General features: G+C 43.7%; 16 protein-coding genes and 6 tRNA genes. All 22 read left to right on the plus strand.

The window, feature by feature from the left end:
• Nucleotides 1-195: 195 nt before the first annotated feature.
• The 22 genes from OCV54_RS06955 to clpB all read left to right on the plus strand — a co-directional run bounded on the left by OCV54_RS06955 (nt 196) and on the right by clpB (nt 19,584).
• Nucleotides 196-267 (plus strand) — tRNA-Asn (locus OCV54_RS06955).
• Nucleotides 268-283: 16 nt separating this feature from the next.
• Nucleotides 284-355, plus strand: a tRNA-Glu gene (locus tag OCV54_RS06960).
• Between the two features lie 16 nt (nt 356-371).
• Nucleotides 372-444: transfer RNA gene (locus OCV54_RS06965), tRNA-Thr, on the plus strand.
• A 37-nt stretch (nt 445-481) separates the two neighbouring features.
• Nucleotides 482-563: transfer RNA gene (locus tag OCV54_RS06970), tRNA-Tyr, on the plus strand.
• A gap of 14 nt (nt 564-577) precedes the next feature.
• Nucleotides 578-651: transfer RNA gene (locus OCV54_RS06975), tRNA-Met, on the plus strand.
• An 11-nt stretch (nt 652-662) separates the two neighbouring features.
• Nucleotides 663-735, plus strand: a tRNA-Phe gene (locus OCV54_RS06980).
• Between the two features lie 115 nt (nt 736-850).
• A complete protein-coding gene (locus OCV54_RS06985) occupies nt 851-1,030 on the plus strand; it encodes a DUF951 domain-containing protein (protein WP_015533982.1) in 180 nt (59 codons plus the stop codon).
• 984 nt (nt 1,031-2,014) lie between these two features.
• Nucleotides 2,015-3,685: a Na+/H+ antiporter NhaC family protein gene (locus OCV54_RS06990; RefSeq protein WP_055223247.1), complete on the plus strand. Its 1,671-nt coding sequence runs from the start codon at nt 2,015-2,017 to the stop codon at nt 3,683-3,685.
• A 283-nt stretch (nt 3,686-3,968) separates the two neighbouring features.
• Nucleotides 3,969-4,958 carry an AAA family ATPase gene (locus OCV54_RS06995; protein WP_015533980.1) on the plus strand — a complete coding sequence of 330 codons (990 nt, stop codon included), beginning with the start codon at nt 3,969-3,971 and terminating at the stop codon, nt 4,956-4,958.
• A 16-nt stretch (nt 4,959-4,974) separates the two neighbouring features.
• Nucleotides 4,975-5,865, plus strand: coding sequence for a DUF58 domain-containing protein (locus OCV54_RS07000; protein ID WP_022216145.1), 891 nt, complete (start codon nt 4,975-4,977; stop codon nt 5,863-5,865).
• 45 nt (nt 5,866-5,910) lie between these two features.
• Entirely contained in the window at nt 5,911-6,387 is a 477-nt protein-coding gene (locus tag OCV54_RS07005) for a hypothetical protein (RefSeq protein ID WP_055147058.1), read from the plus strand.
• Nucleotides 6,378-7,409 (plus strand): vWA domain-containing protein, encoded by a 1,032-nt coding sequence (locus tag OCV54_RS07010; protein ID WP_022216143.1) that lies wholly within the window; start codon nt 6,378-6,380, stop codon nt 7,407-7,409. Before OCV54_RS07005 ends, OCV54_RS07010 begins: the two co-directional genes overlap by 10 nt.
• Before the next feature lie 19 nt (nt 7,410-7,428).
• Complete coding sequence (locus tag OCV54_RS07015; RefSeq protein WP_015533976.1) at nt 7,429-8,376, plus strand: vWA domain-containing protein; 948 nt, start codon at nt 7,429-7,431, stop codon at nt 8,374-8,376.
• On the plus strand, nt 8,373-9,116 hold the full coding sequence (locus OCV54_RS07020) for a tetratricopeptide repeat protein (protein WP_022216142.1): 744 nt from the start codon (nt 8,373-8,375) through the stop codon (nt 9,114-9,116). Before OCV54_RS07015 ends, OCV54_RS07020 begins: the two co-directional genes overlap by 4 nt.
• Before the next feature lie 124 nt (nt 9,117-9,240).
• Nucleotides 9,241-9,672 carry a hypothetical protein gene (locus OCV54_RS07025; protein WP_015533974.1) on the plus strand — a complete coding sequence of 144 codons (432 nt, stop codon included), beginning with the start codon at nt 9,241-9,243 and terminating at the stop codon, nt 9,670-9,672.
• A 2-nt stretch (nt 9,673-9,674) separates the two neighbouring features.
• Entirely contained in the window at nt 9,675-10,697 is a 1,023-nt protein-coding gene (locus OCV54_RS07030) for a hypothetical protein (RefSeq protein ID WP_022216141.1), read from the plus strand.
• Nucleotides 10,698-10,788: 91 nt separating this feature from the next.
• Nucleotides 10,789-11,712, plus strand: a complete 924-nt coding sequence (gene cdaA / locus OCV54_RS07035) for a diadenylate cyclase CdaA (RefSeq protein WP_055147046.1) — start codon at nt 10,789-10,791, stop codon at nt 11,710-11,712.
• Complete coding sequence (locus OCV54_RS07040; RefSeq protein WP_022216139.1) at nt 11,702-12,961, plus strand: CdaR family protein; 1,260 nt, start codon at nt 11,702-11,704, stop codon at nt 12,959-12,961. The genes cdaA and OCV54_RS07040 overlap by 11 nt, the downstream gene beginning before the upstream one ends.
• 23 nt (nt 12,962-12,984) lie before the next feature.
• Nucleotides 12,985-13,707 carry an NAD-dependent protein deacylase gene (locus OCV54_RS07045; RefSeq protein ID WP_022216138.1) on the plus strand — a complete coding sequence of 241 codons (723 nt, stop codon included), beginning with the start codon at nt 12,985-12,987 and terminating at the stop codon, nt 13,705-13,707.
• Between the two features lie 65 nt (nt 13,708-13,772).
• Nucleotides 13,773-15,221, plus strand: a complete 1,449-nt coding sequence (locus OCV54_RS07050; protein ID WP_055223249.1) for a glycoside hydrolase family 1 protein — start codon at nt 13,773-13,775, stop codon at nt 15,219-15,221.
• A 207-nt stretch (nt 15,222-15,428) separates the two neighbouring features.
• Entirely contained in the window at nt 15,429-16,877 is a 1,449-nt protein-coding gene (locus tag OCV54_RS07055) for an LPXTG cell wall anchor domain-containing protein (RefSeq protein WP_055223250.1), read from the plus strand.
• Between the two features lie 130 nt (nt 16,878-17,007).
• Entirely contained in the window at nt 17,008-19,584 is a 2,577-nt protein-coding gene (clpB, locus tag OCV54_RS07060) for an ATP-dependent chaperone ClpB (protein ID WP_055147037.1), read from the plus strand.
• The last annotated feature ends 5 nt before the right edge of the window (nt 19,585-19,589 follow it).

A 19,589-nucleotide genomic window follows, 5' to 3' on the forward strand; every position in this document is an offset into this window, starting at 1 on the left:
GGTAACGCACTCAGCTGAGAAGTACTAATAGGTCGAGGACTTATCCTTAGAGGTTTCTAAGAGATAAGCTTTAGAAGATACCTCTTTCTGTGTGAAATTCTGAAGGTACAAGTTGAAAAAATATGAAAAAACACTTGCATTTTCAAGTCAAATGTGTTAACATTGACAAAGACGCCGTGGTTTACCAGGTGATATTCCTCGATAGCTCAATGGTAGAGCACTCGGCTGTTAACCGAGGGGTTGTAGGTTCGAGCCCTACTCGGGGAGCTGCTTTTGAAAACCTGGCCCCATGGTCAAGCGGTTAAGACATCGCCCTTTCACGGCGGTAACACGGGTTCAAATCCCGTTGGGGTCATTTGACAATTAAATATGCCGATGTGGCTCAATTGGCAGAGCAGCTGATTTGTAATCAGCAGGTTATCGGTTCGAGTCCGATCATCGGCTTTTTGCTTAAAGCAAGAAGTTGCCAAAAGCAATAAATGGGTGGATTCCCGAGTGGCCAAAGGGGACAGACTGTAAATCTGCTGCGTAATGCTTCGATGGTTCGAATCCATCTCCGCCCATTTTATTTTTTTGCCGCGGGGTGGAGCAGTCTGGAAGCTCGTCGGGCTCATAACCCGAAGGTCATAGGTTCAAATCCTGTCCCCGCTATTTTTATGTAAGCCCAGATAGCTCAGTTGGTAGAGCAGAGGACTGAAAATCCTCGTGTCGCTGGTTCGATTCCAGCTTTGGGCACTAGATGAAAAGCTGAAACTTTTATGAGTTTCAGCTTTTATTTGTTTATGCGGGCAAAGCCCTCCAAAACGTACAGTATGTATATTTATAGGATTCCGAAGGAGGAGATATCAGAATGGTATTTGAGGTTGGACAGGTTATAAAGATGAAGAAGGCGCATCCTTGTGGAACGAATTCCTGGGAGATACTCAGAGTAGGAATGGATTTCAGACTCAGATGTACTGGCTGTGATCATCAGGTCATGGTGCCCAGAAAATTGGTGGAGAAGAACTTCAAGGGATTTATTGAAGAATAAAAAAGAAGCAGGATCATGATTAGGCGATTATGATTCTGCTTCTTTTTTTATATAAAGTTTTTTGTGAGCCGATTGAGTATAACTCATATATTAGCTTTACTCTCTTTAAGGGAGGAGCGCAGCCGCTTGACGGCTGCGCCAATTAAGGGATTGGGGGGTGTAGTCATTTCTGACTACAAAAAAGGGAGTAAATAACAAAAAATAGTAAATTGTCAAATTTCAGTGTAAGCTGTCAACGCTTTCTGTTGTCTTTCTGTATCTCTTGCTTACAAGTTGATAATATGATAAATGGATCAGGATTGCAATAGCATTTGGCTCATTTAGGTTATAATGCCATATTTGTTGGCGATTTTGACTGTTTTTGACTACTTTTGCATGTATAATCGTAAAAAATCATCTGATGTAACATAACGCAACGATATTGCGCAAGTTGCACACAGACAAGTTGCGCAATACAGAAGAGATATATAATAATAAAAGAGCAGAATCACGATTAGGCGATCATGCTTCTGCTCTTTTTATTTATATAAGATTTTTTGTGAGCTGATATTGAATATATCATAACATTTGGTTACTCACCTTTAAGGGAGGGACGCAGCCGCTTGACGGCTGCGTCAATTAAGGGATTGGGGGGTGTAGTCATTTCTGACTACGAAAAAAGGGAGTAAAAACAAAAAATAGTAAATTGTCAAATTCCAGTGTAAGCTGAAGATGTTTCTGTTGTTTTTGTATCTCTTGCTTACAAGCTGATAATATGACATAAACGTTATTTATGCAATAGCATTTGACTGTTTTCCGTCATATTCACATATTCATAATAAATTTTGACTGTTTTTGACTGAAAAGGAATAAATCAGACATTTGTACTATTCAAATGGTATGTTTATGTGATATAACTTTACTTATATGACGTGATAATACATTATTCCACAGATGAATTATCACAGATAATATGCATACGAAAAAAGATCAGGGAGGATCAAGATGAAGAGCAGCAAGAAAAATCTTATTGCCATCGCCGTGGTAATTCTCATTATTGCGGTTCTCGGAATTCTGTCTATATATGTAGATAAGATTCCATCGCCATCGACATATGCGACATTCTGGGCACTTGTACCATCGGTTGTCGCTATCACGCTGGCACTTATAACGAAGGAGGTTTACAGTTCACTGTTTATAGGAATTGTAATAGGAAGTGTGTTTGCCTCCGGATTCAGTTTTACGGGCAGTATATCGAATGTACTGCAGGATGGACTGATCGCACAGCTTTCAGATTCATATAATGTAGGTATACTGATATTCCTTGTCATTCTTGGAACCATAGTTGCACTTATGAACAAGGCAGGTGGATCCAAGGCATTTGGTGACTGGGCAGCTACCCATATCAAGACCAGACAGGGCGCGCAGCTCTGCACAGTTCTTCTGGGAGTTCTGATATTTATCGATGACTATTTTAACTGCCTCACAGTCGGCAGTGTTATGAAGCCTGTAACTGATAAACACAGGATATCAAGGGCGAAGTTTGCATATGTTATAGATGCAACAGCGGCACCTATATGTATCATAGCCCCTGTATCATCATGGGCTGCAGCCGTCAGTGGATTTGTAAAGGGTGAGGATGGCTTTGGTCTGTTTATAAAAGCCATACCATATAACTATTATTCATTCCTCACACTTGCGATGATGATCGCAATGATCGTTATGAAGGTTGAGTTTGGTTCCATGGAGAAGCATGAGCTCAATGCCCTGAAGGGAGATCTTCTCTCAATGGGAGATGGCAAGAAGACTGTCACAGCAGAGGAGACTGATGTGGTCAACAGCAACGGCAAGGTAGTTGATCTTATAATACCTATCATATGTCTTGTTATCTGCTGCATTATAGGAATGATCTACACAGGTGGATTCTTCAGCGGTGTAAGCTTTGTAGAGGCATTCTCAAACAGTGATGCATCTGTTGGACTTGCAATTGGAAGCTTGTTCGGACTGCTTATTACAATTCTTCTGTATGTGATAAGAGGAGTCCTGGATTTTGGTAAATGTATGGAGGCTATACCAGAGGGCTTTAAGGCAATGGTACCGGCTATACTGATCCTTACATTCGCATGGACGCTCAAGGGAACTACCGATATGATGGGTGCAAAGGATTTTGTACAGGCAGCAATGACATCTGCATCGGGAAGTCTGTTTAGTTTCCTTCCTGCGGTTATATTTATAGTTGGATGTCTCATGGCGTTTGCAACAGGAACATCATGGGGAACATTTGGAATACTTATCCCTATTGTGTGTGCAGTATTTGAGGGTAAGAATAATGAGCTTATGATCATAGCGATATCAGCATGTATGGCTGGAGCTGTGTGTGGAGATCACTGCTCACCTATATCAGATACCACTATCATGGCATCAGCAGGAGCGCAGTGTAACCATGTAAATCATGTGGCAACACAGCTTCCATATGCGATAACAGCGGCTATCATGTCATTCGTGTCATATGCTATAGTTGGACCGCTTACATACCATCTGCATGTTAAGTGGTTTATCATGCTTCCGATATTCATAGCAATGATGGTTCTTCTGATATTTGTACTCAGGGTCATCAAGCGCAGGAATCCTGCAAGTTATGTGAATGCGGATACTAGAGTAGCGGATGCGGAGTAGGCAGATCAAATTGTAAATAAAAGGTATATTTAACGAAAAAAATAGTTGACTTATGATGGAACATAAGTTAATATGTGAGAGTAGAGTTTTCATTTATTTGAATCCTCTCTCCCCTCATTATGGTGACCAGGTACCCCCTGGTCACTTTTTTGTTTATATGGACAAAATATAGCATGGGCACTTTATATTTGTTAACTTGAGCAATCACATGTAAAGGTATATTCTATATACCATAGATGCCGGGGAGACAGACATCATAATAAATAAAGGAAAGAGAGTAGTTATGCAGGATAACAGAGAGATAACAAATGAAGAAGTCCAGAAGGCTTCGGAGATAATCAACAATTTGCTGAGTTACTATAACAGTAAGGTTGTGGGACAGCCTTATCTGGGATATTCACTTCTGGTTGCAATGATGACAAACGGTCATGTGCTTCTGGAATCCGTTCCAGGACTTGCCAAGACCACTGCTGCCAGGGTTATGACAGAGGCGGTTAATGGATCATTTTCAAGGATCCAGTGTACACCGGATCTTATACCGAGCGACATAATTGGAACCCAGATGTACAACATGGCGACCAATACATTTGAGGATAAGATAGGTCCGGTTTATTCGAACTTTGTACTACTCGATGAGATAAACAGGTCCAGTGCGAAGACACAGAGTGCCATGCTGGAGGCGATGCAGGAGAGAGAAGTCAGTATAGGAGGAAAGACATATAAGCTGCCGGAGGTGTTCGTGGTAATAGCGACCCAGAATCCGATCGAATCTGAGGGTACGTATGTGCTGTCAGAGGCACAGCTTGACAGATTCCTTCTCAAGGAGACTGTGACATATCCAAGCGCAAGGGATGAGATGGAGATACTCAACAGAGTGGAGGCAGGAGTTTTTTCAGACGTGAAGTCCGTTGCCAGCGTTGACGATGTGGTGTATCTTCAGAAGCTGTGCAAGAGGATTTATATAGATCCGGCGATAAAGAAATATATAGTTGATATAGTTCAGGCAACCAGAATGACGGATAAGATACTTGCACCTGAGCTTGCACAGTATGTTGCCATGGGTGCGAGCACAAGAGCGGCTATTGCGTTCATGGAGGTAGCAAAGGCAATCGCACTTATAAATGGGAGAAGATATTGTGTTCCTGATGATGTGAAAGCACTCAGATATTCAGTCCTGAGACACAGGATCATGCTTACATTTGCCGCTGTTGCGGAAGACGTGAAGATTGAGAAGATTATAGATGCCATAATAGGTTCGGTTAAGACGCCGTAGGGGAAGACAGTTAATTATGAAGATGACATATATATCCAGAATACAGGGAAATATGAAGGGATATAAGACCATATATACTACCAAGGCAACGTCGAGGATAATCGATGGTTCGTACAATTCCATCTATAAGGGCAGGAGTATGAACTTTGATGAGCTCAGGGAGTATGTCGTTGGCGATGATATCAAGGACATGGACTGGAAAGCATCTGCCAGGAGCCAGAAGCTTCTGGTCAGACAGTATATCGCCGAGAAGAAGCATAATATAATGCTGGTGATGGATGCCGGAAAACGTATGCTTGGATATGCCAATGATGTTCAGGAGAAGAGTGACGTTGCACTTATGGCGGCAGGAACCCTGGCATATATGGTGTGTGACAATGGTGATTATGTGAGCGCTACTTATGTTTCAGACAGGGGCGTGGAGCACTATCCGTTTAAGACAGGCTTTGCAAATGTCGAAAATATTCTTGCGGGTTACCACAGGAACGTTACCATGACTAATGACTCGGATACGGGGGATGCGCTGAGCTTCATTGCGAGGAATTTCAGGAGGAGAATGATCATACTTGTGGTGACGGACACCAGAGGTATCCTGAATATGTCGGAGGCAACTGTAAAGCAGTTAAAGGTACTGCATGATATACTGCTTATAAATGTTGAGGATGCCGGGATGAACGGTAAGAATGTATATGACATATCCGGTGACACATATATTCCTGAATTTTTTACCAGGGACATGAAGCTGGCAAAGAAAGAAGAGAGGAAAAGGCAGGAGCTTTCAAGTGCCTGTGACGACAAGCTTAAGAAACTTGGTATTTCGTACCTGACGGTCAGGTCTTCTGACAGCATGGATGAAAAGATAGTAGAGCTGCTCAACAAGCACAAGACTGAGAGCTCTGGAAAGTAGTTAAATGGGCTGATGCCCGGAGATAAGAGGAAGAAGATATAAGATATGGAAAGTTCAGTGAATTTGCAGGAGCCGCTTTCGTATGTGGTATGGCCGATCGTGCTGACCGGAGCGATAACAGCCGCAGTGCTGTTGTTCTTTGGTGTCTGCTGGTATCTGGGAAGACGTAGAAAAATGGCGGCGGAGCTGCCGAAGGTGGTGAAGCCTGCGCCTATGGATATGGGTAGAGTGAAGGCCAGATATCTGTCAGAACTGGCGGATATTGCGGGACAGTATGATCAGGGAAAACTTGATGTAAGAGGTGCATATCAGCGTATGAGCCGTTGTATCAGGGGATTTGTTCATGCTGCAACCGGCATAAGGGTTCAGAATTATACTCTGTATGATATAGAAAGATTAAACATGCCGGAGCTGTACTATCTTGTGGCTGAGTATTATGCGCCGGAATTTGCAAGAAAGTCCGATGGTGATGTGAGGGCTTCCCTTGAGAAGACAAGGAGTTTGATTGAGAGATGGCAATAAAATATCATATTGTTCTATATGCAGGCCTGGCTATTGCGCTGTTTATGCTGGTATTTGTGTTTGTGAAATACAAAAAGACAAAGAAATATGCCGGAGGAAAAAAGATCGCAGGGCTCATATGCCAGGAAGATGAGGCATATTTCAGGAAAAGAAAAATATTATATAAGACCGGGCTTACAGCCACGCTCATATGCTGCGTACTGGTTGTCGTATCGGCATTCCTGCTCATGGCAAAACCATACACGAGCAGGCGTATGCAGGATGAAAAGTATTGCAGGGACATCATTCTGTGTATCGACATATCAACATCCGTGGATTATCTCAACGAGAATCTGCTGGACAAGCTGAAGAAAACAGTTGATGAGCTTCAGGGCGAACGTTTTGGAATCGTGATATTTAACACAAGTCCGGTGCTGCTTACTCCGCTCACGGATGATTATGAGTATGTGAAGGATCAGCTTGATCTGATCGCACAGTGTCTGAAGAGCAGAAATGAAGTGAATCTGGACGATGCATTTTCATCGGGGTACGACTGGATATATTATCAGGCATATATATCATCTGGAACTCTGATTGGAAATGAGCAGAGGGGAAGCTCACTTATAGGGGACGGCCTTGCTGCTGCGGCAATCGATTTTTCGGATGCTGACAAGGAGAGGACAAAGGTGGTAATATTCTCCACTGACAATGATATACAGGGAACACCGGTGGCAACTCTGGATGAGGCGGCCGATATATGTGTTTCAAACAATGTCACGGTGTATGGAGTTGGAACAAAGGAGATGACACCGGAAAACAAGGAGTCCATGAAGAATGCGGTGGAGAAGACCGGTGGTAAATTCTATCTTGAGGAGGAATCCGGATCATTTGGAGAGATAGTATCATCGATAGAAAAGCTGAGTAAGAATCTGGTCAAGGTGAGGATGGTGGATGTTGAGACACCTGAGCTGTTATATCCATTTGTATTGATGCTGGTTCTGTTTGCAGGAATGCTAGGACTTGGCCGCTGGCTCAAATTATAAGACGTTACAGGAGAGAATTATGAGAATAGATCCAATTATACCAATCTGGCTTATGCTCATATTGTGCGTTGGCATGGCGTTCCTGAAAAGGCGGAAGAGAAGCGCATATATAAGGCAGATAGCTGCCATCATACTGATATTTCTCATCAATCTGAGGATCATGGTCCCAAGCAGCAACGTGGAGACAAGTGTCCGGAAGCTTGACACATATGTGCTGTTCGTTGTGGATGACACCATAAGCATGCTGGCTCAGGATTATGCTGGGGATACAGAGAGGCTGACGGCGGTGAAGAAAGACTGCGAGCACATAGTTGATGAGATGGACGGTGCTAAATTTGCAGTCATAACTTTCAATAATAGTGCAAATCTGATATCGCCATATTCGGATGATTCAAATTTTGCAAAAAGTGTTCTGGATTCAATATATCCGCTGGATTCGCTATATGCCAGGGGGTCGTCCATGAATGTCTGCATAGATGTGATGACGGATACCCTTAAGCGTGCAAAGGAGAAAAATGATGGAAATGTGGTCGTGTTCTTTATAAGCGATGGTGAAATAACCAACGACGACAGACTCAAGTCATTTGACGGGGCGAAAAAATATATTGATGGAGGCGCAGTGTTGGGGTACGGCACAAAGGAAGGCGGTAACATGTATGTGAAATCATATTACGATGACCGGAAGGAGCTGCTTGAGGACACATCGGACTACCCGTATAAACCAGCGGTGTCGAAGATCGATGAGGATAATCTGAAAAAGATTGCCGATGATCTGGGCGTCGACTATATAAATATGAACGATGGTTCTGCGCTGGATAAGGTTGTGGAGAAGTCACGGGGAACCGCTGAGTCAACGGATAAGGGTAAGACCATAGGATATGTGGATATATATTATCTGTTTGCAGCATTATTTGCAGGACTTGTTGTATATGAATTTTTTGATATGAGAAAGAAAGTCATAAAATGAAAAACAGATCAGGAATAATAAAGATCGTTGCTGCAGTGACCGGAGCTGTCAGCCTGCTGTGTATGGCGGTGCTTCTGGTGAATTATCTGTGCAATGAGCATTTTATAAGTGAATACAAAAAGGGACAATATGTGGACAGCACAGTGAACGCCGTGCTTGGCTTTACTCAGCCACATATATACCATTATAATCTTGGTGATGTATATTACAGTCAGGGAGATTACGAGGGCGCCGAGCAGGAGTTTCGTAAGGCACTTGAAAAGAAGCCGGGTGGTGAGTCCGACTGTAAGACAAGGGTCAACCTTGCGCTGTCCATAGTGAAGCAGATAGATCCTGAGGGTGTTACCAAAGAGAATCTGGATGAGGTGATAGACATACTTGAGGGGGCAAAGGACATTCTCATAGAGAATGACTGCGCTCATAGGGATGATGAGGATGGACATTACGAGGATGCACAGACTCTGAAGGATGAGATAGATGCCTTTGAGGAACAGCTCAGGAAGCAGACGGAGGAACAGGATCAGAAAGGTGATCAGGATCCAAATGACCAGAAGGATCAGGGCAGTGACGATGAAAACGAAGAGGATACACAGGAGCCTCAGTCTTCTGATAAGGAATCGGAGATACGAAAGCAGCTCGATGCCATCCAGGGAGACAGTCTTGAGCAACGAAATCAGGAGATGGATGCATACGAGACATACAAAAATGAACATGATTACTACGGCGGACGCACTTGGTGATCATACATTAATAGACATTAAATTCTAAATATAAAACTTGCGCAATATTAAGACGCGGGGTATAATACTGCTAGTTATGGTCATTTGTGGAAAAGTGACCAGAATAAGGAGATAGAATCGAGCAATGGTAAATGAAGAAAAGGTCATTCTAATGACGAAGATCGCCATGTACAAGGAGTCGCTTGGGCGTGAGGATCTCGAAAAGGGTAAATATTTTCAAAGTGACTATGTGAAGCTTAACTGTCTTAAGACAATTGTTTCATCTACGGTGCTGTTTGTAGTTTTTGCCGCAGCTTACATATACTATAATCTTGCAGATATAGTTGAGAAGCTCACAGAGCTTGACTATGTGAAGGTGGCGAGCAGCATTGTGGGCGGCTATGCAGTGGTGTGTATTGCATTTGCGCTTTTCGCGTGGGTCTTATATACATACAGATATATGAAGGCAAAGCCAAAACTCATAAAGTATAACCAGAATCTTAAGAAACTGATAGAATTTTATGAGAACGAGGACGGAACACGCCGTTCTGTCAAAAAAAAGAGGAGGGCTAACTGATAATGTCAACACTTCTGGATTTCCGCGATGGAGTAAAGAATTTTTGTAGTAAGTATGATAAATTTGTTTCACCACTGTGTAAGTTTATACTGGCACTTGTTGTGTTCTGGTCAATAAACCATCTTACAGGATATAACAGCACGATAAGCAGTATCGTAGTGGTCCTGGCAGCAGCTTTTGTGTGTGCGTTCCTTTCAGGCCAGCTCACACTTGCCATTGCAGGACTGTACGCATGTGCCCAGGTTGCCAGCGCAAGTCTGGAGCTTGGAATCTCATTTGTTGTCATATTTGTGATAATGTATTGTGTATATATAAGATTTTTCCCTAAGGCATCATGGATCATTCTGTTTATGCCATTCTTTTACATTATAAAGTTCCAGTATTTCATGCCGATCCTGGCTGGAATGACAGCTGGATTCACAGGAATGGTTCCTGCAGCATTTGGCTGTATATTCTACTTCTTCCTGAAGCATACTGCTGATTACGTTGCTTTAAGCTCAAGTTCAGCAGAGGGTGATCTGATAGAGGGATACAAGTATATTTTCCAGCATCTGGTGCAGGATAAGACACTTCTGCTCACCATAATAGTGTTTGCAGTTGTTATAGTTCTTACATACATAATATATAGAATGTCATTTGCATATTCATGGTACGTTGCCATCATCACAGGCGGTGTGGTAGAGATCATACTGTTCCTGGTTGGAACTTTGTCCATGGAAGTTGAGGTATCCCTTGCGGGGGCTCTGCTTGGATGCATACTGGCGATACTGGTGGCCATAGTGGTTCAGTTCTTCAAGATAGTTGTGGACTACTCAAGTGTTGAGAATACACAGTTTGAGGACGATGACTACTACTACTATGTAAAGGCTGTGCCAAAGGTCATGGGTGGTGCCCAGAGAAAGGCAGCCAGAAGAGAGCAGCCATCGCCAAGACCACAGCAGAAGAGGTCGACTTCGTCCGGATCAGGCGCACAGAGAAGCCGGTCTGCGGCAAAGGAAGATTCTGTTACAGGATCAACAAGATAGATACATTGAAAAGAGCTTACATGTGAGTGACCTGACTTTTGTCAGGTCACATTAATTATACGGAGTATTTATATACCGAAAGGAGGATGAAATGGATAAGATATCAACGTTTATATCAACGTATTTTGATTGGTTTTATATAACAGTTCCAGGCACAGTAGATATAATAGAGATACTTATTTTGTCATTCTTTATATACAGGATCATGTTGTGGTTCAAGCAGAGCAGAGCATGGACTCTTCTGAAGGGTATAGTTATGATCGTGCTCTTCACTGCCATTGCGGCGGTGTTCCAGTTCAATACGATCTTATATCTGCTTAAGAATGCATTCAGTGTGGGAATAATAGCGGTGGTGATCCTGTTCCAGCCGGAGTTCAGACGAGGACTTGAACAGCTTGGAAGAAAGAAGCTGATCAATTACATTATACGAGATGGCGAGGATGATGGTGTTATATCGGAGAAAACGATATATGAGCTTGTGAAGACGGCCCAGGTCCTGTCTGCAAACCGTACCGGTGCACTCATAGTCATTGAGAATGAAGTTGCACTGGGCGAGTATATTGATACGGGAATACCGATCGATGCGGTCGTGACTAACCAGTTACTTCTCAATATATTTGAGCACAACACACCGCTTCATGATGGTGCGGTGATCATAAGAAAGAACAGGGTAGTTTCTGCCACATGTTATCTGCCACTGTCTGCAAATGACTCCATCAACAAGGAGCTTGGAACACGACACAGAGCCGGTATAGGTATCAGTGAGGTGTCAGACAGTATGACTCTTATCGTATCTGAGGAGACAGGTTCAATATCCATTGCACAGGGAGGCGAGCTCTTCAGGAATCTGGACAGCGAGGGCGTGAGAAGGCATCTTCAGACGCTGTGCAAGGAGTATAATGGAAGAAAGAGCCACAGGTCTTCAGGTGCCCGTCCGGTTAAGCGGAGAAAGAGAGTCGTTGTGGAGAATAAGAATAAAGCTTCCAGAAAGGAGGCTGATGAGAATGAAAAATAACAGCGCAGAGCCTAAGAAAAAGGCAAATAAGATATACAGCAATATAGGTCTTAAGCTTCTGTCGGTTGTGCTTGGATTTCTGGTGTGGCTTCTTGTACTGAACATCGATGATTCAGCCGTGACAAGGACCATAAGGGACATTCCGGTCAATCTGGTAAATACTGACGCCATAACAAGTCAGAATCAGTTGTACACGATAACTTCAGGTGATACCGTGGATATAGTCGTCAAAGGACGTAAATCACTTATAAGCGATCTTGATGCGTCGGATTTCAAGGCTGTAGCGGATATGTCAAAGATATCCATAACAAATGCGGTGCCTATCACTGTAACTGCGAACAGCACCAACATAGCTAAAAAGGTCAGCATAACTGTTGTGGACAACGTGCTGTCAGTTGAACTTGAGGACGAGAAGTCAGTGTCAGTTCCTGTGTCCGTGGTGACAACAGGCGAGGTTGCTTCCGGATATACGGTTGGTAACAGTGTGGCAGCTCCAAACCTCATAACGATAAAGGGTGCTGCAAGTATAGTTTCGAGCATAGATCGTGCAGAGGTGACAGTTGATGTGACCAGTGCAAAGGATGATATAACGACAAACTGTACGCCTGTATTTGTAACCGCTGATGGTGAGAAGATATCAGACAAGTCGATATCCTACGATGAGATATCGATAGCAGTCACAGTTCCGGTATACAAGACTAAGAATATACCTGTTCATGTGGATGTCACAGGAGATCCTGCGGATGGATATCTTGTATCAGATATAACATATGTACCGGAGACCGTTGATATAGGTGGAGACGCATCGATAATAAAGGATATAACAAGCCTTGATATAACGGATGTTGATGTGAGCGGATGTACAGCAGATGTTGAGACGACACTTGATGTATCAAAGTATCTTCCAGAGGGTGTGGTCGTGACAAAGGAGAGCGCATACATCAATGTGAAGATAGCGATCGAGAAATCAGTTACAAGAAATATAACGGTGACCACAGGGGATATCATCCTGAGGGGCAAGCAGAGTGGATACAGCTATGAGATGAGCATGGGTGATAGCAATACGATAACCGTGAGTGGAATCTCAAGTGCGGTGTCCAAGGTATCGGCCAAGAGCCTGAAGCTGTCCATAGATGCTTCCAAGCTCTCATATGGCGATAATACGATCACGCTCAGTGTCCCTGATGGAGATAAGTACACCGTGGTAAATACGTGTACAGTTATGGTAAAGGTTACTGAGACACAGTAGTCATTGTCTGGAGGTGTATGTATATGGATACAGAAAAGTTGAATGAGCTGAGACAGATCATAGAAGATTCGGATAATATCGTTTTCTTTGGCGGTGCAGGAGTATCGACGGAGAGCGGTATACCAGATTTTAGAAGTGTGGATGGACTGTATAATCAGAAGTATAAGTATCCGCCGGAAACTATAATCAGCCACAGCTTTTACAGACGTAACCCGGAGGAATTTTACAGATTCTATAAGGACAAGATGATATTTGCTGATGCAAAGCCGAACAAGGCTCATATAAAGCTGGCGGAGCTTGAGAAACAGGGAAAGCTCAAGGCGGTGATAACGCAGAATATCGACGGACTTCACCAGATGGCAGGTAGCAGGAATGTCATAGAGCTCCATGGTTCTGTTCATAGAAATTACTGTGAGAAATGCCATGCTTTCTATGACCTGGATTATATAGTCAATTCGGATGGTGTGCCTAAGTGTGAAAAGTGCGGAGGCACTGTAAAACCGGATGTGGTGCTGTATGAGGAGGCACTTGATGAGGACAATATGTCGAGGGCACTCCAGTATATATCCGAGGCGGATACGATGATAATCGGTGGTACATCGCTTGTTGTGTATCCGGCAGCAGGACTTATCAGATATTTCAGGGGGCGGAAACTGGTGGTTATAAATATGTCCCCGACACAGTCGGACAGCAATGCAGATCTTCTGATAGCGGATAAGATAGGAGATGTGCTGGGCAGTCTGTAGCATATGACGACAAAGGCATGTTGAAGGCATGCTATACAGATTCTATATAGTATGGAGGACGGTTTATGTATTTTGACAGATCAAATGGCTTCCCGAAAGATTTCCTGTGGGGCAGTGCGTCTGCTGCATATCAGATAGAGGGAGCGTGGAATGAGGATGGCAAAGGCCCATCCAACTGGGATCAGTTCGTAAGGATCCCGGGAAAAACATTTAAGGCTACGACAGGTGATAAGGCGGTTGACCATTACCACAGATACAAGGAAGATGTGGCACTTATGGCGGAGATGGGACTTAAGACTTACAGGTTCTCAATATCCTGGCCAAGGATCATACCTGATGGCAATGGCGAGATAAATGAAAAGGGCTTACAGTTCTATGATGACCTGATCAATGAACTGGTTAAGTATGGAATTGTTCCTATGGTAACAGTGTACCACTGGGATATGCCACAGGCACTTGAGGAGCAGTATCACGGATGGGAGAGCAGACGAATAGTCGATGATTTCGTCAGATACGCAAAGGTTCTGTTTGAGAGATACAGTGACAGGGTAAAGCACTGGATAATCATGAATGAGCAGAATGTATTTACAGGTCTTGGCTGGAATGCAGGAATGCACCCACCAGGAAAGGTTGATGACCAGAAGATGTTCTATCAGGTAAACCATCATGCATTTATGGCACACGCCAAGAGCGTTATTGCACTCAAGGAGATCTGCCCGGATGCTAAGGTCGGTTCATCCTTCGCATACACACCGTCATACGCATTTGACAGAAAGCCTGAAAATGCGATGGCGAAGATGGATTATGATGATCTGAACAACTTCTACTGGATGGATATGTATGCCTATGGTCGTTATCCAAGGGCTGCCGCTGCTTACCTCAAGAGCAAGAATCTAACTCCGGTTATGGAGGACGGTGACGAGGATATCCTCAGGAAGGCTGCAGGTCTCATAGATTTCATGGGTGTAAACTATTATCAGTCATGCGTTGTCGAGCACAACCCGATAAACGGAGTGGGAACGACTCACGAGATGAACACGACCGGCAAGAAGGGCACGGCAAAGGTTCAGGGTGTTCCGGGACTTTACAAGAATCCTGCAAATGAATTCCTTCCTACGACAGACTGGGATTGGACCATCGATCCGATGGGACTTCGCATGTGCTGCAGACAGATCACTTCAAGATACGACCTTCCGATCGTAATATCTGAGAATGGTCTTGGTGCATTTGACAAGTTCGAGGATGGGGAGATCCATGATCCGTACAGGATAGATTACCTGAAACATCACATAGAGGAGCTCAAGAAAGCGTGTGATGATGGCTGCCGTGTCCTGGCATACTGCACATGGTCTTACACAGATCTTCTCAGCTGGCTCAACGGATATCAGAAGAGATACGGATTTGTGTATGTGGACAGAGAAGAGGACGAGAACAGTGGAACTTTGAACAGATACAAGAAGGATTCTTATTATTGGTACAAACATGTTATAGAGACCAATGGTGAGGAGCTGTGATAATAGAATAATATCATAACAGGGAGAACCGGCATTTGAGTGCTGGTTCTTTTTCGTACTAAAGTTATGCATTTAGTCATTTAATTTTAAAAACTAGCCGTTTGGCTAGTTTACTAAAAAACTCAGTGTATTATAATTATTTGTTATGTTGATGGCAATATCTGGCAGTAACTGCCAGGGATTAAAGACAGGAGGAAAGGGATAATTATGAAATCAAAGAAATTGGTAACTGGGTTGATTATGGCATGTATATTTGCTGTAGTGATTATTGCGGGAAAGAACTCTGTGAAGGTGCAGGCCGCGGATGGGGATGTGGCAATTGTGACGGATGGCAATGGCGATGAGATCGGATCATATGCTACACTGGCTGATGCATTTGCAGCCGCACAGAATGGCTATACAATATGTATAATTAGTGATATATATGATCCTTCGGCTTCTATAGGATACAATGATGGTGAACATAATAAACATATCATTATAGATCTCAACGGTAAAAGTGTCACTTTGCAGATGATGAATTTTGATTATTCGTTATACGTGAAAAACGGAACATTAAATTGCGGTATCACAAATGGAAGTGTTGGATTTACTAATGCTATGCTGACTTTGTCAAATGTCAAATTCATTACGGATAGTATCAACTGGATGACAAAAGATGGAATCTGTCTGAATAATGGCTCAAATGTGACGCTCAACGGTTCACAGTGTTGGTTTGAAAAACTTGAGATGGATACAGACTGTGTATTTACGGTACAGAACAGTGACGGACTTAGCAACTTTGGGCATATTGCAGATGGATTTGACGGTGTGAAGGAGTTTGTACCAGAGGGACTTTCTGTAGAAGGAACGACAATCATTGATGATGAGACAGGAGCCAAGGCTAAGGATTTTATTCTCCGTTACCGCAGCTTGTCGGATGGTGCAGATGTCGCTGTCAGCATTGCTCCAAAATCGTATGTGTACGATGGAAAAGAAAAGAAACCTGCGGTTACGGTTTCTTATGGCGGAAAGACTCTGACAGAAGGAAAAAGTTACTCATGTGTATATGCGGATAATATTGATGCGGGAACAGCTACAGTTACTATCAAGGGTGAAAATACCATGCACGGACAGATCGTGGAAGAGTTCACAATAGATAAGGCAAAGCAGAAGGCACCTACAGGTTTGGTCGCAACGGCAGAGACTGTGGATGGGAAAAATGATGGTCAGATATCTAATCTGAAGACGTCAATGGAATATAGTGTCGACAAGAAAAAATGGTTGGATTGTGAAAGCACGGTACTTAAGAAACTTGCAGATGGAAATTATTATGTGAGATATAAGGAGACCAAAAATTATTATGCATCTCCTGCTGCAAAGGTAGTGGTAAAGAAGGGGAATGTACCAGCAACAAATGAACCGACTACAAATGAACCTTCAACTGAAAAACCAACGTCAAGTGAGCAGACGACAGAGAAGGTAACAACAGAGAGACAGACAACCGATGAGAAAACTAACGTGACCTCAACAGAGAATACAACTGTAGCAGACTCAAAAAAGGGGTCAGGTGTACCAAATACCGGAGATGACGGAAATGTGGCATTGATGCTCATAGTCATGATGGCATGTTTATTAGGGGCTGCCGGGGTGGTAGTTTACCATAGAGAGAAATAATTTAAAATAATAAAAAAATGTTAGCACTCAGTGTTGACGAGTGCTAACGAGTGTGTTATATTATCATCAGACAGGGAAGTGATATTAAGGTATCAGTTCCCTGAAAGTTTAGTTTAGGAGGTAAACAGCTATGGAGATGGATAAATACACACGTAAATCGTTGGAAGTTGTAGAGAAAGCAAAAGAAAAAGCTCTGGAGTACGACAATCAGGAACTTACGCAGATGCACCTTTTGGCTGGCTTGCTTGAGATAGATGACAGTTTGATAGCCAAGATATTTGAGAAGATGGGCGTGAATGTTACTGGTGCCGTGAATGCGGTGGAGGATAAGCTGGCAAGGTTGCCGAAGGTCAGCGGTGGCAATATGTATGCCGGAAATAACTTCTCAAAGGCTCTCATCCAGGCAGAGAAGGAAGCAAAGCAGATGGGCGACACATATGTGTCTGTTGAGCATTTGTTCCTCGGCATGGTGGATAAGGCTGATTCGGATATCAAGGAGCTTCTTAAAGGCTGGGGAGTTAGCAGGAATGCATTCCTCAAGGAGCTGGCAGAAATCAGAGGTAACCACAAGGTGGACAGTGATGATCCGGAGAGCTCATATGAGGCTATGGAGAAGTTCGGATATGATCTGGTCGAGAGGGCAAGACAGCAGAAACTTGACCCGGTAATAGGACGTGACGCTGAGATACGAAATGTGATCAGGATCCTGTCAAGGAAGACAAAGAACAATCCGGTGCTTATCGGTGAGCCTGGTGTAGGTAAGACTGCGGTTGTAGAGGGACTTGCACAGAGGATACTCAGAGGTGATGTACCAGAGGGACTTAAGAACAAGAAGATATTTGCACTTGATATGGGAGCTCTTGTGGCTGGTGCCAAGTACAGAGGTGAATTTGAAGAGAGACTTAAGAATGTCCTTGATGAGGTTAAGAAGTCTGAGGGTGAAGTGATTATGTTCATCGATGAGCTTCACACTATCGTCGGAGCAGGCAAGACTGATGGTGCAATGGATGCGGGAAACATGCTTAAGCCTATGCTCGCCAGAGGTGAGCTGCACTGTATAGGTGCCACAACACTGAACGAGTACAGACAGTATATAGAGAAGGATGCGGCTCTTGAGAGACGTTTCCAGCCGGTTATGGTGGATGAGCCAACCGTTGAAGATACAATATCTATCCTTCGAGGAATCAAGGAGAGGTACGAGGTGTTCCATGGAGTTAAGATATCAGATGGTGCCCTTGTAAGTGCAGCGGTTCTTTCCAACAGATATATAACAGACAGATTCCTGCCGGATAAGGCAATAGATCTTGTTGACGAGGCGTGTGCCATGATCAAGACAGAGCTTGATTCAATGCCTGTTGAAGTGGATGAGATCACACGTAAGATAATGCAGCTGGAGATTGAGGAGACAGCCCTTAAGAAGGAGGAGGATAATCTGTCAAAGCAGAGACTGGCAGACCTTCAGGCTGAACTGGCAGAACTCAAGGATCAGGCAAATTCCCTGAAAGCAAAGTGGGAGAATGAAAAGGCTGCAGTTGAGAAGATAAGAACACTCAAGGAAGAGATGGAGCAGGTCAAGGCCGATATACAGGCTGCTCAGAGAAACTATGACCTGAACAAGGCAGCAGAGCTTCAGTATGGTAAGCTTCCTGCTATCCAGAAGGAACTTGCAGAGGCTGAGTCTACAGCTTCAGATAAGGAGAGGGAGCTCGTACATGAGGTGGTTTCAGAGGACGAGATATCCAAGATCGTATCCAAGTGGACGGGAATACCTGTTGCAAAACTTACGGAGAGTGAAAAGAGTAAAACTCTTAATCTTGCCAGTGAACTTAAGAAGAGAGTTGTAGGTCAGGATGAGGCTGTTGAGTATGTCAGCGATGCGATCATCAGATCAAAAGCAGGAATAAAGGATCCTAGCAAGCCAATCGGTTCATTTATATTCCTTGGACCAACCGGTGTAGGTAAGACAGAGCTTGCAAAGAGTCTTGCTGCGGCGCTGTTTGACAATGAGCAGAACATGGTCCGTATCGATATGAGTGAATACATGGAAAAGCACAGTGTGTCAAGACTTATAGGAGCGCCTCCGGGATATGTAGGTTATGATGAAGGCGGTCAGCTGACAGAGGCTGTTCGTAGAAAGCCATATTCGGTTGTCCTCTTTGATGAGATAGAGAAGGCACATCCGGATGTGTTCAATGTGCTCCTTCAGGTGCTTGATGATGGACGTATCACGGATTCTCAGGGCAGAACTGTGGACTTCAAGAATACGATCATTATCATGACATCAAATATCGGTGGTGCAGATATTGCAGCTGCCGGCGGAGAGATCACAGATGAACTGAAGAATGACGTAATGGCTCAGCTTAAGAGCAGATTCAGACCTGAGTTCCTGAACCGTATTGATGAGATCATTACATTCAGGGCACTGTCCAAGGACAACATCAGTGGTATCGTTGATCTTCTCATGGCAGATCTCAACAGCAGACTGGCAGACAGGGAGATCACTATCAAACTTACGGAGAGTGCAAAGCAGCACATCATCGATCAGGGATATGATCAGGTGTATGGTGCAAGACCGCTCAAGAGATATCTGCAGAAGAATGTGGAGACGCTTGTTGCCAGGATGATACTTGCGGGCAGCGTGAGCACACAGTCAGCCATAGTCATCGATTATGATGGAACGGCTCTTGTGGCAGGAAATGAGAGATAAAATAA

Source organism: Coprococcus aceti, assembly GCF_025567285.1.
Taxonomy (GTDB): Bacteria; Bacillota; Clostridia; order Lachnospirales; family Lachnospiraceae; genus Coprococcus; species Coprococcus aceti.

What these genes read in the sequence shown, in the direction of transcription:
- OCV54_RS06985 (WP_015533982.1), top strand. Translation starts at nt 851, where the DNA reads ATGGTATTTGAGGTTGGACAGGTTATAAAGATGAAGAAGGCGCATCCT.
- OCV54_RS06990 (WP_055223247.1), top strand. Translation starts at nt 2,015, where the DNA reads ATGAAGAGCAGCAAGAAAAATCTTATTGCCATCGCCGTGGTAATTCTC.
- OCV54_RS06995 (WP_015533980.1), top strand. Translation starts at nt 3,969, where the DNA reads ATGCAGGATAACAGAGAGATAACAAATGAAGAAGTCCAGAAGGCTTCG.
- OCV54_RS07000 (WP_022216145.1), top strand. Translation starts at nt 4,975, where the DNA reads ATGAAGATGACATATATATCCAGAATACAGGGAAATATGAAGGGATAT.
- OCV54_RS07005 (WP_055147058.1), top strand. Translation starts at nt 5,911, where the DNA reads ATGGAAAGTTCAGTGAATTTGCAGGAGCCGCTTTCGTATGTGGTATGG.
- OCV54_RS07010 (WP_022216143.1), top strand. Translation starts at nt 6,378, where the DNA reads ATGGCAATAAAATATCATATTGTTCTATATGCAGGCCTGGCTATTGCG.
- OCV54_RS07015 (WP_015533976.1), top strand. Translation starts at nt 7,429, where the DNA reads ATGAGAATAGATCCAATTATACCAATCTGGCTTATGCTCATATTGTGC.
- OCV54_RS07020 (WP_022216142.1), top strand. Translation starts at nt 8,373, where the DNA reads ATGAAAAACAGATCAGGAATAATAAAGATCGTTGCTGCAGTGACCGGA.
- OCV54_RS07025 (WP_015533974.1), top strand. Translation starts at nt 9,241, where the DNA reads ATGGTAAATGAAGAAAAGGTCATTCTAATGACGAAGATCGCCATGTAC.
- OCV54_RS07030 (WP_022216141.1), top strand. Translation starts at nt 9,675, where the DNA reads ATGTCAACACTTCTGGATTTCCGCGATGGAGTAAAGAATTTTTGTAGT.
- cdaA (WP_055147046.1), top strand. Translation starts at nt 10,789, where the DNA reads ATGGATAAGATATCAACGTTTATATCAACGTATTTTGATTGGTTTTAT.
- OCV54_RS07040 (WP_022216139.1), top strand. Translation starts at nt 11,702, where the DNA reads ATGAAAAATAACAGCGCAGAGCCTAAGAAAAAGGCAAATAAGATATAC.
- OCV54_RS07045 (WP_022216138.1), top strand. Translation starts at nt 12,985, where the DNA reads ATGGATACAGAAAAGTTGAATGAGCTGAGACAGATCATAGAAGATTCG.
- OCV54_RS07050 (WP_055223249.1), top strand. Translation starts at nt 13,773, where the DNA reads ATGTATTTTGACAGATCAAATGGCTTCCCGAAAGATTTCCTGTGGGGC.
- OCV54_RS07055 (WP_055223250.1), top strand. Translation starts at nt 15,429, where the DNA reads ATGAAATCAAAGAAATTGGTAACTGGGTTGATTATGGCATGTATATTT.
- clpB (WP_055147037.1), top strand. Translation starts at nt 17,008, where the DNA reads ATGGAGATGGATAAATACACACGTAAATCGTTGGAAGTTGTAGAGAAA.